The sequence below is a fragment of the Streptomyces soli genome, from assembly GCF_003999195.1.
GTDB lineage: Bacteria > Actinomycetota > Actinomycetes > Streptomycetales > Streptomycetaceae > Actinacidiphila > Actinacidiphila soli.
Genome location: NZ_RJVR01000021.1, coordinates 1 through 13,182, shown reverse-complemented (window position 1 = coordinate 13,182; position 13,182 = coordinate 1). Strand labels below are relative to the sequence as shown.

The window sequence follows — 13,182 nt, the reverse complement described above, 5'->3', positions numbered from 1 at the left end:
CTCCTGACCTTCGAACCAAGATCAGGATGATCGGACGACCACGAGGTGGGTCAGATTTGCTCCGCCGTTCAGCGGTCAGTTTTCACCCGACGTCGACATACGTGCCAGCGGGTGAACGGCTTTGCGGACATCGGGCCCGGCGCCGCCGTCACGCGCCTCGCATTACCGACGCCAACCGGTGTACCTGGCACTGGGCAGTATTCGACAGCGGCCGCATCGCCCCGTGGCCATCCGGGCTGGCCCGGGCAGCAGCGGAGGCCGCGGCGCGAGCGGCTTCGGTCAGGCGATCTCTTCGGTGTCGATCCGGGCGTCGATCTGCTTGTAGGCTCCCGGCTGCAGAGTCAGCACCGGCAGGCCGGTGGACAGGGCCAGGTGCGCGGCGTGTCCCGCGGCGATGTCGGTGGCGCGTTCGTGCGCGATCTGCGCGACCGCCCAGCACGCGGCCTCGTCCAGGGGCCTGAAAACAAAGCTCGGAGCGGACAGCGCGTCCTGGAGCCGCTCATAGACCTCGCCGAGGATCGAGTCGGCCAGACCTCGCGTGAAACAAACGGCCGGGATGTACAGGGGCTGCGCGATCTCCGCGGAGTGGAAGACGCGGGCCACCATGTACGGGCGGCCCAGGGCGAGGGAACGGATCGCGGTGTGGTCCAGGATGTAGCCGGCGCTCACGCCGCATGACCCCGGTCAGCACCCGTCGCGGGGGTGTAGCCGCGACGCCTGTCGGCGGCCTTGACGGCCTCCAGCGCCTCCTCCCACTCCTCGGAGTGCTCGGCCCGGGCACGGTCGGCGAACCACTGCACCGCACGCTGCGCACGCTGCGCCTTTTCGAGCTTCTCGACCACGGCTTCCTCGATGAACGCAGACCTGCTGCTGATCGGACCGGCCAGCTCGTCGACCGTGGCGACAACGCCTTCGTCCAGCGTGATCGTGACCTTTTTCGATGCCATACAGCCACCTTACCGCAGTAAGGAATCGGTTGTCCGAGAGACGAGCAAGGAAGCCGCAAGCCCGCCGCCTGGTTCTACGATGACTGTCGGGCGCACGCTCGCGGCCTCGTCGATCTTGACCGCGCCGTGTGCGCCCTCGCAGGCGACGTCGCCGAGGCGTCCGACGCCCCGGAACTCGGTGCAGGACGCCTTCGCCTCGATGCTCGAGCCGGCGGGCAGCTAGCTGGATGGTCACCTCGATGGACCCGGAGGGGCCGAAGTACTGGTTCTTCGCCACCGGGGCCTCGATCCGCAGGACACCGTCGACGTATACGACCGTGGCCTGCTCCGCCGCCTTCACATCGCGGCGCGCCTTGACCACGTGGGTCCTCGGCGGGAAGGAGAACACCGACCCGCAAAGCTGGTTCGACGCCCCGGTTACCTTTGCTCGCCTCTTCGATGAGCTGGACCGACGACTGGCCGGCGTCGAGCCGCTTCCCAACGCCTGAAGGCTCCCGCAGCGCAAGAGCTTGCCGTGCGAGGACAACACGCAGATCACCGTGCTCATCGCCGCCGTGTTCATGCAGCGGGCACGTGGGTCCCGGCGCGGGCCGTGGAGGTTCTGGCTGCTGCCGGTCACGAGGTGACCGAGAAGCGGGCCAGGGAGCTGCTGCGGCGCATCGCTGCCACTGGCCGGCTGGTCAAGACCGACCCCGTCCGTGCCGTCTACGACACCGTCGAGCAGTGACCGGCGGGGCAGAGATGACCTGCACGATCGCAGCAATCCTTGCCGCGGCGGCCCTGGTCGCACGGCCCGGCAGGTCGCACTGGGCGTCGCGCACGTCGCGACCCGGCCGAAGACCACCTGGCCTATCGCGCACACCGCGACTCCTGTCGACGGTATTGCATACAGTATTCAAACTGGCTAACGTCTCCTCATGCGGCTGACGAAGTCCAAAGACCTGGCACTCCCCATGATCATGCGGTTGGTGGTAACTGGTGCGGAACTCACCACCGCACGGCGGTGCCAGGCATGACGATTTATGGCGACGACACGACAATAAGGCAGATTCTCACCGCTGCCGGAGACACCTGGGCCGTGGTGGGCCTGTCCGACAACCCCGAACGGGCCGCTTACCGCGTGGCCGAGAAGCTGCAGCGCATCGGCAAGAGGGTGGTGCCCGTGCACCCAAAGGCCGAGAGGGTGCACGGTGAGCAGGGCTACGCTTCCCTTGCGGAGATCCCTTTCCCGGTGGATGTGGTGGACGTGTTCGTCAACTCCGCCCTCGCCGGAGGCATCGCCGACCAGGCTGTGGCGATCGGCGCCAAGGCGGTCTGGTTCCAGCTAGGCGTCATAGACGAGGTCGCCTACGACAGGACTCGCGAGGCCGGCCTGCTGATGGTGATGGACCGCTCCCCGGGACGGGAGATACCCCGGCTGGGGCTGGGCTGACGCTTGCGGGACTCTGTCGCCCGATTCGGGAAGGGCGCGAAGTCGATCACCGCGACCTGCACCTTTGCGCATCGCCGCTGGTGCCGGTCGACGCCTTCCGCTGGTCACCTGAATCGGGCGACAGAGTCCCACAGTGTCTGACACGCTGGTCCGGCGATCAACGGCCGTTCGCGAGAACCTGCACGTCACAGGCCATGGATGGGGTTTTCGGCACCCGCACCGTAGCCACCCGATATGACAAGCGCGGCTACGTCTTCCTGGGAACGGTCAGGGCCGCGTCGATCAAGATCTGGCTCCGGTCGATGAGCCGTGACTGATCGACCGGACACGGACTAAGCCCAGCCTGCACCGGCGTGATGGGCTGCTGGTCCGGTGCGGGCGATCCTGGTGGTGACCTACTCGGTCACGCTTATCGACGCGTGGGGGAAAAGGGCGCGAAGGCGGGCGCGGTCCATGCGGTGGCCTGGGCCCGGGCCGCCGGACAGACACAGGGCTTCGACCGAAGGGAAGGCCTGCGGGAGCGGCTCCAGCACAGCTTCGGTTTCCGTGTCGTGGAGGTCGAGACGGCGGACCTGAGGGAGACGCAGACCCGATTGGGCGGCGTAGGAGGCGTGCCGTGCCGACAGCCCCAACTGATGCAACTTGGGCAGCTCCCGCAGACTCGCCAGCGAGGTGTCCTCAGGGCACTCGGAGACCGAGACGACTTCCAAGAGTGGGAATCCGAACAGCACTGACATGTCGTCGACGGTGCCGCGCAGGTCGAGGCGGGCGAGTTGGCCCGGATCCAGGTAGACGAGGAGGCTTCTGGCCGTGAAGTCGCCCACCAGCCTAATCCACGGTCGGCCGCCCAGTTCCCGTAGGGCACGGAGTTCTGCCACGGAGTGAGCTATCAGGTAGAGGTCGTCATACGGGAGGTGGGCGATGACCTCCCGACCGTAGGTCTCTATGCCGAATCGGTGCCAGAACAGGGCAAGTTGACCTCGCACCCTCTGGGATGGGTGGTTCCTGAATCGAGCCAGGTATGGAATCGCCTCGTCGGTTCCGATAAGGGACGCAGTTCTAACGCACAGCTGGGCATACTCGTCGCTATCCGAGGCAGGCCACGCGCCGACCAGTTCTTCCGGTCCCGGCAGGAAGTCGAGGGCGAGCGGTCCCACCGAGGTGAGTTCGCTCACCGCTTTGGGTGTACGTGGCGGAAGCAGCGCGGACATGCTGCGTTCGAGTTCGGCTCGTACAGCCGGGTCCAGTTCCGTAGCCTGTTCGAGGCAGGATGCGGCCAGCACTACGGCCCGGGCCGACCCGCCGCGCAACAGCTCGCGCAGGATGTCCGCCCGGTCGCGCGGACGCCCCTGCGCCACCGCCATGCGGATGACGTCCTCCCACTGGTCGTCGGCGGCGTGCTTGCGGACCATCCCGAACGTGCCCTCGTCCAGGAGGGCCCGTGCCCCCAGGAAGTCCTGGAAAGTGCGGTGGCAGAAGTCGATAGTCTCGGGGGTCGGAGCGCGCAGCAAACCGCTGCGATTGAGCAGATGAGTAAGGACGGTCTCGGGCTCGCCCAAGGCCGCCATCTCGGGCAGGGCGGGCAGTGCCTTGCCGATCTCGGTGAGCGCACGGTCGCGGGTCATCTCCGTACGGCCGTCCTTGATCAACCAGTACGCAAGCCTCTGGAGGATCTGGAGCTGCGGCTCCTCCCTTAGCTCGGCCCCCGTCACCCCGCGCTCGCGGTCACGGCGAGTGAGGAGCATGCTGAGCGCGGCCTGGTACAGCTCCTTGCGGCCGATCGGTAGGAAGCCGTGGCGGTCCCGGTGCAGGGCGCAGATCAGACCGCACATCAGCGGGTTGGTGGCGAGTCGCCCCAGATCGGGTTTGGTTCGGATGGCGTGCAGGAGCTGGGTCTCGTACGAGGCGAGAGCCTCGTCTTCCTCGGACGAGTTCGGGCGGGCGGCTGTATGCCAACGTCCAACGAACGACTGGACATCCGCAGGGCTCATCGGCGACAGCCTCAGTTCGACAAACTCCTGATCCGCCAGCCACTCCTCGGCCACGGCGGACGGGCGGGAAGTGACCAGCCAGCGATTGCCCGGGTAGGCCTCGGCCAGGTCGCCGAGCCAGCCGCGTGCGTGCGCCCGCTCACTCTCGGGGACTTCGTCAATGCCGTCGATAAGGAGGAGTCCGCGTCCGGCCGTGAGGACGCGGGACTGCCAGCCGGGCGGCTCCTCACCGGCCAGGGGCGCGCCCACAGCGGCAAGGAAATCCTTTGGGGCAGGGAGGTGACCACCGTGGCGGGTCAGGCTGCGAAGTGGGAGGACAAAGGGGATCAGGCCGGCGAGATACGCCATGCGGTCGTCGGGGTCCTGGCGCGCGGCGGAGACGGCCAGCCACTGGATGAGCGTTGTCTTGCCGGATCCCGCCTCGCCGCGCAGGAGGACGCGGTCGTGGTCGGCGAGGGCCTCGTCAGCGGGCTGGCGCCCCTGTCGGAACCGGGGGTGCCGGCTCAGGAAGTCCTCGTACGCGTCCACGGGCGACGTGGCCTCCAGGCGCAGGTACGCCACGTCCAGCGGCCACTTGCCCGGTGAGTTGATCAGGTCGATGCCGTAAATCTGCAACCGGCCGTGCTTCTTGGTGATGTACGAGAGGAAGCGCCGCTCGAAGGCGGCGTCACGGGCGTCCAGCCGTGGATTCCGGGTGATCAGCTCGTCTAGTCTGGCGATGAGCTCGGCCTGATCACGGCTCTGCTCCACAAGCGTGCGGGCCACGAAGGTCGAGCGCTGGGTGAAGAAGTTGATGACGTGAACGCAGGCCCACTCGGTGAGGGAGTCCAGAAACAGCGAGGCGTCAGAGGACAGGTCGCCGGTGGGAGCCTGGTGGTGAAGCTTGTGGGCCAGCTCCCGGTAGCCGAGCCGTACTGCCTGCACGTCATCCATGTCGAGCTCGCCCAGCACAAGTAACTTGGCCGTCAGCGCATCTGTGACCGCCGTCTCCTCGTCCGGAGGGAAGGGCGCCTCTCCCGGCGACTCCACCGCCTCCCGGACTAGGCGGGCGGCGAGCACGCGCACGTCCTTCTCGGTCAAGGTCCGCTTCTCGCCGCGGAAGGAGACGAGGGCCGACAGCCGCACGGGCCTGTCGACCAGCCCGGCGCCCGGTCCCTCCTTCGCGAGCAGCTTCTTCACCAGCGGAGCGACCACGCTCGAAGCCAGGCGTGTGCCGATGACTGCGGGATCCATCCGACGCCCCCCAAGCCTACGAACCGCCTCAGTCAGCGTAGTCGCCGTCGCGTTCCGACGTGCCTTGATCTTGGGAACTGGTAACGGGGTCTCGTTGTGGACGCCGACAGTCTCAAGAGCTCTCACTGCCTGGAGCGCGGGGCACCAAGAGAGCTACCTGCCCGTCGCTTTGTGTAGACAGGTTTCATCGAAGCGGCGCGGCGAGCTCAGCACCCGAGAGCCCAGTGGCCCGCCATTCGTACACGGTCAGCGGCATACCTGTCAGTCACACTTTCGACTCATTGGTAAAATATCCCTGACCTGCGGGAAGCGCGACCGACGGAGCGCAGAAGATCCCGTACGAGCAATCGCTGGAACTGTCCCGTCTGGTGCTGCTGGACGAAGTACCCGCCAACGCCTTAGGAACAGTTCGGGTGTCTCAGCCCGTCATCTGTCTCAGGGGCGCTGTCACGTTGGCGGGTGGCGTTGGAGCCTTTGCCAGGTTGGCGCGGTTGATCTCGTCGATGATCAGGAAGTGCGGGGTGTGCCGGTTCACCTCGCGGGAGGCAAGGTCGGCCAGTTCGCGCAGCGGACCGGCGGTGAGCAGGAAACCCGCCTCCGACAGCTGCGGCCGACCCCTTCCCCTACGTGTGCCACGCGACGGCGGAGCCACCGCAAGGCAAAGCCTGCCCGGTCGGGAGCTGGGCCGGAGGGACGCGTTCCCGCGCCGCCGACCTCCGCCAGGTCCCGCCGCGTCCGGCGGCGCGGCGCGCGCCCACCGGCCTGCTGGGCGGCCGGGGAGAACCACGGCCGGTTCCGGCGTTGTAGGACCGAGGGGGGAGAACCGACCAGGAGAGAGCAGAGCATGAGCATGCAAGCCGTCGTCCAGGACCGCTTCGGAGACCGGGATGTGCTTCGGCTCGCCGAAGTGGACCGTCCCGAGCCCATCCCGACCGAGGTCCTGGTGCGGGTGCACGCTGCCGGGATCAACCCGGTGGACGTCAAGACCCGGTCGGGCGGGGGCATGGCCGGGATCGTGGGAAAGCCGCCATTCATCCTGGGCTGGGACGTGTCCGGCGTCGTGGAGGAGGCCGGGTTCGGTGTGACCACGTTGCACCCGGGCGACGAGGTGTACGGGATGCCGCGCTTCCCGCACCAAGGCGGCGGGTTCGCGGAGTACGTGACGGCTCCGTCCCGGCACTTCGCCCGCAAACCGGCCGGGCTGTCCCACATCGAGGCCGCGGCGCTGCCTCTGGCGGGCCTGACGGCCTGGCAGATCCTGGTGGACACCGCGGCGCTGGAGCCCGGGCAGCGGGTGCTGGTGCACGCCGCGGCCGGCGGCGTCGGGCACCTGGCCGTGCAGATCGCCAAGGCCTGCGGGGCCTACGTGATCGGTACCGCCCGCGCCGCCAAGCACGACTTCCTGCGCTCGCTCGGCGCCGACGAGACCATCGACTACTCAGCGGTCGCGTTCGAAGATGTGGTGCACGACGTCGACCTGGTGGTGGACAACATCGGCGACCCGGAGCACCAGCGGCGCTCTCTTGAGGTACTGCGTCCGGGCGGGCTGATGGTCGCCGTGCCCGGCGGCGCCGACCCGGCGGTGGAGGAGCAGGCCCGCGCCCGCGGGCTGCGCGCCACCTCGTTCCTCGTCGAGCCCGACCTTGGAGGGCTGGAGCAGCTCACCGCCCTGGTCGAGGCCGGTCAGCTGCGACCCGAGGTGTCGGCAGTGCTGCCGCTCGCCGACGCTGCCAAAGCCCACGAGCTGATCGAGTCCGGGCGCACCCAGGGCAAGGTCGTGCTGTCCGTCCACTGAGCCGGGACGCCGCGCGCGCCGCGTGCTTCGACCGATCCGACAACGAGGGCCTCGGCACTCCTTGTCGTCACCGGGCATGGGGGCGACTCGCCGCCGAGCGCAGCCTTCCCGCCGGGCAGCCGAGTTCGCCGTCCCCGTGCAGTCGGAGGTGACGGAGGATGGCGCGGGACGCCCGTACACGCCTCGGCGGGAGTATCAGGAGGGCAGGGTCAGCGGCAGGATGTCACGGGCCTGCACCACGGTGAGCGGCTCGGCGAGGAATTCCTTCGATGCCTGCGCCCACCTGGCGTAGTGAGCGGTCTCGACGTGCGCAGCCACCGCCTGCTCATCGCGGTAGACCTCGACCAGGTGGTAGGTGTCCGGGTCGGTGGCGCCCTGAAAGGCCTCGAACCGCAGGCACCCCGCCTCGTCGCGCACCGAGGAGGTCGCGTCGTCCTCCACGGCCGCGAGGAACTGCGGACGCTGCTCCGGCTTGATCTTGAGCGTTACCAGGAGAACCTGCACGACATGCCCCTTCCGGCTGAAACTGCTGACATATCGATCTTGCCTGAATGTCGCGGGTGAGCAATATGACGCCTGTCGCACCCGCCAGTCACTCCGCGTCCCGTCCATTCCGGAGCATGTCAGAACATCCTCGACCAGACGGGCGAAAGCCAGCACCCGTACCGCTCGGGCGGTGCGGAAGTGCGGTAGTGCGCGCAGGTCACCCGCGGCCGAGGTCGAGTTCGGCCCAGACGGTCTTGAGCAGCGGGACGGTGAGGTCCACGCTCCATCGGTCGGCCAGGGTCACCACGATCAGCAGGCCGCGCCCCGACTCGTCCTCCGGGCCCGGGGCAGGCCGTGGGACGGGCGGACTCTCGCCACGGGCGTCGGTTACCTCGATTCGCAGGGTGCACATGGCGGAGTCGAGCGCGAGGGCGAGCCGGAAGGAGCGGCCCCGTACCCGTCCGTGCAAAGCCGCGTTGGCGGCGAGCTCGGCAACGATCTGCTCGGCCTGGTCGACGATGACGGGAGCTACAGGCCAGGAGCGGAGCCGCGCGACCGCGGCCCGCCGGGCGAGCCGGATCCATGCCGGCTGTGTGGAAGCAGTTGGACGAACGTGGACACGGTGGGCGGAAGGTGCGGTGTGGCTGAGCTCATGGGGCCACCGTGGCCGCGGTCCCGGCGTCCTCGCCAGCGCCGCACCTCGTACGCTGAGTGAGCGTACGGACACCAACAGTGGACAGTACGTCTGACTTTCCGTCACGCTGGGTGAGGGGATCGCTGAGAACAGTGCGGCTGCGGGAGGGTTCGGGTATGACGGCTGATGACGCCCTGGCAGCGGGTGACTCCGACTGGGAGCGGGAGCCGGCCCGCTCCGGCAGCTTGCGGACGTTCGGAGCCGTCGTCCAGGCCCTGAGAGAGCACGCGGGCCTGAGCCGGCAGGAGTTCGCGGAGCGGGTCTGCTTCTCCAGGCACACGGTGGAGTCGGTGGAGCAGGGACGGCGGATGCCCGATCCGTCCTTCGTGGAACGTGCGGAGGAAGCCCTGGGCGCCACGGGAGCCCTGCGCCGGGCGGCCCCGCATCTGACGCGAGGGGAACCCGGGCTGGCGGCCTGGTTCCGGCAGTGGGGCCGCCTGGAGCGGGTGGCGGTGAGTCTGTGCACGTACGAGTGCAGGCTGATGCCGGGGCTCTTGCAGTCGGAGGGGTATGTGCGGGCAGTGTTCGCCAACAGCATCCCGCTCCTGACGGATGAGCAGTTGGAGGCCCAGGTGACCGCTCGCCTTGATCGGCAGACCATGCTGCGCGAGCGGCCGAATGTCCCGTTCAGCTTCATCGTGGAGGAGCCCGTCTTCCGGCGGGGGCTCGGCGGTCCGGAGGTGATGCGGGGTCTGTTCGACCACGTGCTGGAGCAGTCGGCACGGCGCAATGTGATGTTCCAAGTCATGCCGCTCGAATCCGAGGCCCATGCGTGCCTGGACGGGCCAATGCGGCTGCTGGAGACCCCGGAGGGTCGACGACTCGCGTACTCCGAGGGGCAGCAGAACGGGCGGCTCATCGCTGACCCGAAAGGGCGTTGTCACGTTGTTGGGTGTGTGGGTGTCTGACGGTGCGTCGTGGCGTGGTGGGGCCGGGTGCCGGCCTGGGCTCAGGCCGCGGTGGGCCGGCCGGTGACGCCGGTGATCTGCTCCTGGATGGCGAAGCGGATGGTCATTTCGGCGCGGTGGTCGGGTGCGGTCATGAGGTGGCGGCGGGGCCGGAAGTGGGGTGAGATGCCGCTGAACGCGGACAGGAACCGCTGGGCCCCGCCTACGCTGCGGAAGCCCTTCATGGCCCGTTCGCGTTGCCTGGTGGGCTGGCGGGCTGACGGCCCCTCCCCCGCGCCCGGTGAAGCCGCGGTGGGTGAGGAACTCAGACAACTGGTCGCCGCCTGGAACTGTTCCGAAGGACTGGACGTACTCCGCCCAGGCCCGGAAGTACCGGTCGACCGTGGTGAGCTGTGCTCCCGCCGGCCGCCGTTCTGCTGCTGCAGGGACTGCTATGGCCGAGTCCTCGGCCTCATCCGGTGCCTCCACGTTCGCCGGCGGAGGGTCGAACCCGCGCTGCACGCGGACGGTGACACGCTGGCGTACCTCGCGCTCGGGAGCGAGTGGCGCAGGGCTTTGGGTCCGATGAGGGCTCGGGACGGCGGCGTCCTCACCTACGCGCGCCTGGACGGCCCCCGCGCGGAGGCCGTCGTCGGCGGCCACGGCCGCCAGCTTCGGCTGTACGTACGGCTCCGGCGCCGTGCTGGCTCCAGCGTTCTCTTGGTGCTCTTCCACCCCCTGGCTGACTTCGACGGAGGCCTCGCCGGCGCTAGCGTGCTGGGCCAGCCTCGGAACCTGGCCCTCGCTGGTCCCAGGCGTGAGCTGCGGATCCTGCCCGATGAGGAAGAGGTCGGGCACCGGCAGGTCGACCGATCCCAGCGCGGCAGGAACCGTCTCGGCCAGCGGCACCCCGAAGCGCGCCAGCCGCAGCGGCATCAGGACCTCAACCGGCGCCTGCCTCTTCCAGTTACGGCCGAACTTCGTCCTCAGGTAGACCCGGTACACGAGCCGCTGCTGCTCGATGCGGATCACTTCGTCGTAACTGCGCAGCTCCCACAGCTTCATCCGCCGCCACAGACGGAAGGTCGGCCAGGGCGCGAGCAGCCAGCGGGTAATACGCACCGACTCCATGTGCCGGTCGGCGGTGATGTCCGCGACCCGCCCGATCGCGTGCCGCGCCGCCTCGACGCTGACCACGAACAGGATCGGGATGATGGCGTGCATGCCGACCCCGAGCGGGTCCGGCCACGCGGCACGTCCGTCCCTGCCCCACCGTCACGTGCCGCCCCTCCTTCATCAACACACTTATCAGCATTCACACTCTCACGGAGCGTTACCCACGGGGGGGTTCAGGCATCCCCTGCACGGGATCGTCCCGAAAAGTGATCACGTCACGCTGGAACCTCACGGCGAACACGCCGGCCTGGCCACCTCTCCTCCCCCGCCTCGATACCCCATGACCTCGCCGGCCGCAGGAACGAGTCGCGAACCCGGCGTGGTTGCTGAAGCACCTATTCGAACTAGAATCCGAATTATGGAGGGTGGTGCTGAACGACAGGAGGGCGCGAGGCCTTACGCCCGCGTGACGCTGCCGGACGGCCAGGCGCTCGATGCCGTCGTACGCGGCCGCTTCCAGGAACAGGACGGATCGTGGTGGCATCTGGTCGAGGTCCCGGTGTACGCGAAGGCGAATGTACGCGGCTTGTTCGTCGGCGAGCCGTCGCCAGTGGCCTTCGCCGCGCCCGCCGCCGTGTGCACGCCGATCGAGGGAGAGGACTACTCGCCCCTGCCCACTCAGCGGCAGGGGCGAACGCCTGCCTGGCGCATCGAGCAGCGCCCGGATATCAGTGCCCCGGCCCAGTGGGTTGTTCACCGCGCTGACTGCCACGCTGGCCGCGGCGGACGCCGGCCCGCCGATGACCGCCAGGCGCTGGCCGCCCTCGGACGCGACGACGCGGTCGCCTGCAGGACCTGCCGTCCCGACCGCGTGCTGCTCCCCCGGCGGTGCCTCCGTACGGACCACGACGGCTGCTCCCGGAGTCGCGCGCGGGCCGAGCGCGAGGGGCGTGTAAGTGCTGCGCAGCACAAGCGGTGCCACGACCGGGATTCCCAAGTTTGGGAATCCCGGTCGTGGATGCTCCGTCAGTCGTGGTCCGGGTGGAGCTTGCGGTTGGTGCCGGAGCGGCCGATGTCCAAGTCCAGGAACGAAGTCAGCACGGTGCCGCTGTTCCAGAGGCCGAGCAGATTGATGTCGATCAGGCACAGGTCGTGCCGGGCGGCGAACTTGCGGGCGGGATCGGTAAAGACACAGGAGGCGACGAAGTTGGGGACGTCGGCCCCGTGCTCGGCACGGGCGGTGCCGTTGAACGTCTGGATGTCGCGGCTGCCGACCGTGCAGTGCCTCGCGTACCTCTTGCACTGGATGACGATCTTGCGGCCGTCAGGCAGGTAGCCGGTCACGTCGGCCGTGCCGCTGGGCGGCTTCGCCGAAGGCGGAGAGAAGCCGCCCAGCGGGCCACCGGCCGCGCGAGAGCGCCGGCTCGAATTTCACCAGGGCAACGCCGTCGGCGTGGATCGCGGACCCACGCCAACGGCCCGGGGCAACGCGCCAGGGGTCAGTGCTGAGCGCGCAGGACGCCTAGCAGCCCGTTGGCTTCGTCGTTGATTCCCGCAGCGAACCAGACCGCGTCCCGGCCGCCGGACCGGTCGGTGCCGCGCAGAAGCCCCCACAGCCCGGGGATCTCGATCGGGTGCCCCTTGCGATCCTTGAGAGTTCCCTCGAAGTGCCCGGTGCGCAGGTCGAAGGCGTTGATGTGGCCGTCCCCGAAGTTTCCGACAAGGAGGTCACCGGAGAACTTCCCGAATCCCCGGGGTGCTACCTCAAGACCCCAAGGCGAGTTGAGCACACCCTGGGTCGCGAAGCGCTGCAACAGCCGTCCCTCGGTGCTGAACACGTCGATGAAGCCGTTGCCCGGACCGGCGACGTCATCCTCCTTGTCCGCATTCTGCTTGGCGTACGTCACGAACACCCGCGAGCCGATCACCTTGACGTCGAACGGCGCGAAATCGCTGGGAATGTTGGGGTCCTCGAACCGGGCAGCGGACGGCACAAGGGTGAAGTTCGTGTCGAAGACGTCGATGCGCGCGTCACGGAAGTTCGCGACGAGCAGCCTCGGCCACTGGTCCCTCCCGCGGCAGTCATGCTTCTCCGCGCAGCTCACCAGCGTCAGCCCCTTGAACACGGCGTTTTCGCTGCCGCTGTTCTCGTGCGCCACCCGGACGGCGCTCGTCCGCGATACGCCCGGATCCCACGCGAAGAGGTCACCGTTCTCCCCCGCGAAGACGAACCGGGCGACGCCGGCCCTCTCGAAGCCGCTGAACCGGAACGCGTCAGTGTCGTTGCGCACGATCCCGGTTGGCGCGCCGCCCTCCGGGATCGACACCACCAGCGGCGATATCCTGACCGGCCTCCCCCGCTGGGCTCCCGCGTACATCGTGGCCTTGTCGGCGCCATTGTCCGCGACCCACACCCTTCCGGTGGGCGACGATGCCAGACCCCAGGGGTTGACCAGGTTCGGATCCGTCTTTTCCGCCCTGCCCGGGATGTCAGAGACGAGATCGACCTCTCGGAAGCCGGTGTCCGGCCGTTGCCACGGCGGCCCCGGCTCGGGCGGCGACACGGCAGCCAGGGCGCCGACGGCGCCCAGGGCCAACGCA

The 13,182-nt window shown here is 68.6% G+C and carries 12 protein-coding genes and 4 pseudogenes; 6 read left to right on the top strand and 10 right to left on the bottom strand.

The annotated features are described in order from the left end of the window. Positions 1 to 279 precede the first annotated feature (279 nt). The 3 genes and pseudogenes from EFK10_RS01265 to EFK10_RS49305 form a co-directional block, all read right to left on the bottom strand. Positions 280 to 669: a hypothetical protein gene (locus EFK10_RS01265; protein ID WP_127353935.1), complete on the bottom strand. Its 390-nt coding sequence runs from the start codon at positions 667 to 669 to the stop codon at positions 280 to 282. Continuing rightward, positions 666 to 947 (bottom strand): ribbon-helix-helix domain-containing protein, encoded by a 282-nt coding sequence (locus tag EFK10_RS01260; protein WP_127353934.1) that lies wholly within the window; start codon positions 945 to 947, stop codon positions 666 to 668. The genes EFK10_RS01265 and EFK10_RS01260 overlap by 4 nt, the downstream gene beginning before the upstream one ends. A gap of 81 nt (positions 948 to 1,028) precedes the next feature. Then, a pseudogene (locus EFK10_RS49305) lies at positions 1,029 to 1,293 on the bottom strand (hypothetical protein); the annotation flags it as partial. Between EFK10_RS49305 and EFK10_RS46875 the strand changes: the two are divergent. The 3 genes from EFK10_RS46875 (at position 1,175) to EFK10_RS49300 (ending at position 2,696) form a co-directional block, all read left to right on the top strand. Further along, positions 1,175 to 1,435 (top strand): hypothetical protein, encoded by a 261-nt coding sequence (locus EFK10_RS46875; RefSeq protein ID WP_164835753.1) that lies wholly within the window; start codon positions 1,175 to 1,177, stop codon positions 1,433 to 1,435. The pseudogene EFK10_RS49305 and the gene EFK10_RS46875 overlap by 119 nt on opposite strands. Before the next feature lie 530 nt (positions 1,436 to 1,965). Further along, positions 1,966 to 2,379, top strand: a complete 414-nt coding sequence (locus tag EFK10_RS01245) for a CoA-binding protein (protein ID WP_127353938.1) — start codon at positions 1,966 to 1,968, stop codon at positions 2,377 to 2,379. A gap of 194 nt (positions 2,380 to 2,573) precedes the next feature. Beyond that, the gene (locus EFK10_RS49300; protein WP_407646986.1) at positions 2,574 to 2,696 is read left to right on the top strand and encodes a hypothetical protein; all 123 of its coding nucleotides are present in this window, start codon (positions 2,574 to 2,576) and stop codon (positions 2,694 to 2,696) included. Between the two features lie 78 nt (positions 2,697 to 2,774). Here the strand turns inward: EFK10_RS49300 and EFK10_RS01240 are convergent, their stop codons facing one another. Beyond that, positions 2,775 to 5,603 carry an NACHT domain-containing protein gene (locus EFK10_RS01240; RefSeq protein ID WP_127353933.1) on the bottom strand — a complete coding sequence of 943 codons (2,829 nt, stop codon included), beginning with the start codon at positions 5,601 to 5,603 and terminating at the stop codon, positions 2,775 to 2,777. A gap of 850 nt (positions 5,604 to 6,453) precedes the next feature. On the opposite strand from EFK10_RS01240, the gene EFK10_RS01230 reads away from it, so the two are divergent. After that, positions 6,454 to 7,398 carry an NADP-dependent oxidoreductase gene (locus EFK10_RS01230; protein WP_127353937.1) on the top strand — a complete coding sequence of 315 codons (945 nt, stop codon included), beginning with the start codon at positions 6,454 to 6,456 and terminating at the stop codon, positions 7,396 to 7,398. A 195-nt stretch (positions 7,399 to 7,593) separates the two neighbouring features. Here the strand turns inward: EFK10_RS01230 and EFK10_RS01225 are convergent, their stop codons facing one another. Together EFK10_RS01225 and EFK10_RS01220 are read right to left on the bottom strand one after the other, a co-directional pair. Then, the gene (locus tag EFK10_RS01225) at positions 7,594 to 7,902 is read right to left on the bottom strand and encodes a putative quinol monooxygenase (RefSeq protein WP_164835754.1); all 309 of its coding nucleotides are present in this window, start codon (positions 7,900 to 7,902) and stop codon (positions 7,594 to 7,596) included. 199 nt (positions 7,903 to 8,101) lie between these two features. After that, positions 8,102 to 8,611, bottom strand: a complete 510-nt coding sequence (locus EFK10_RS01220; RefSeq protein WP_322973262.1) for an ATP-binding protein — start codon at positions 8,609 to 8,611, stop codon at positions 8,102 to 8,104. 83 nt (positions 8,612 to 8,694) lie between these two features. Between EFK10_RS01220 and EFK10_RS01215 the strand changes: the two genes are divergently transcribed. Further along, entirely contained in the window at positions 8,695 to 9,486 is a 792-nt protein-coding gene (locus EFK10_RS01215) for a helix-turn-helix domain-containing protein (RefSeq protein ID WP_127353930.1), read from the top strand. A gap of 41 nt (positions 9,487 to 9,527) precedes the next feature. Here EFK10_RS01215 and EFK10_RS01210 read toward each other — a convergent pair. After that, positions 9,528 to 9,746, bottom strand: a pseudogene (locus EFK10_RS01210) (IS6 family transposase); the annotation flags it as partial. A gap of 594 nt (positions 9,747 to 10,340) precedes the next feature. Continuing rightward, positions 10,341 to 10,728 (bottom strand): annotated as a pseudogene (locus EFK10_RS01205) (DUF2637 domain-containing protein); the annotation flags it as partial. Here EFK10_RS01205 and EFK10_RS53010 point away from each other — a divergent pair. Continuing rightward, a pseudogene (locus tag EFK10_RS53010) lies at positions 10,613 to 11,446 on the top strand (DUF6233 domain-containing protein); the annotation flags it as partial. The pseudogenes EFK10_RS01205 and EFK10_RS53010 overlap by 116 nt on opposite strands. Positions 11,447 to 11,607: 161 nt before the next feature. On the opposite strand, the gene EFK10_RS01200 reads toward EFK10_RS53010, so the two are convergent. Both EFK10_RS01200 and EFK10_RS01195 read right to left on the bottom strand, forming a co-directional pair. Further along, positions 11,608 to 11,925, bottom strand: a complete 318-nt coding sequence (locus EFK10_RS01200) for a restriction endonuclease (RefSeq protein ID WP_240676903.1) — start codon at positions 11,923 to 11,925, stop codon at positions 11,608 to 11,610. 155 nt (positions 11,926 to 12,080) lie between these two features. Next, positions 12,081 to 13,182, bottom strand: a 1,102-nt coding sequence (locus tag EFK10_RS01195; protein ID WP_127353929.1) for a TIGR03118 family protein, incomplete at its 5' end; no start/stop codon positions are given.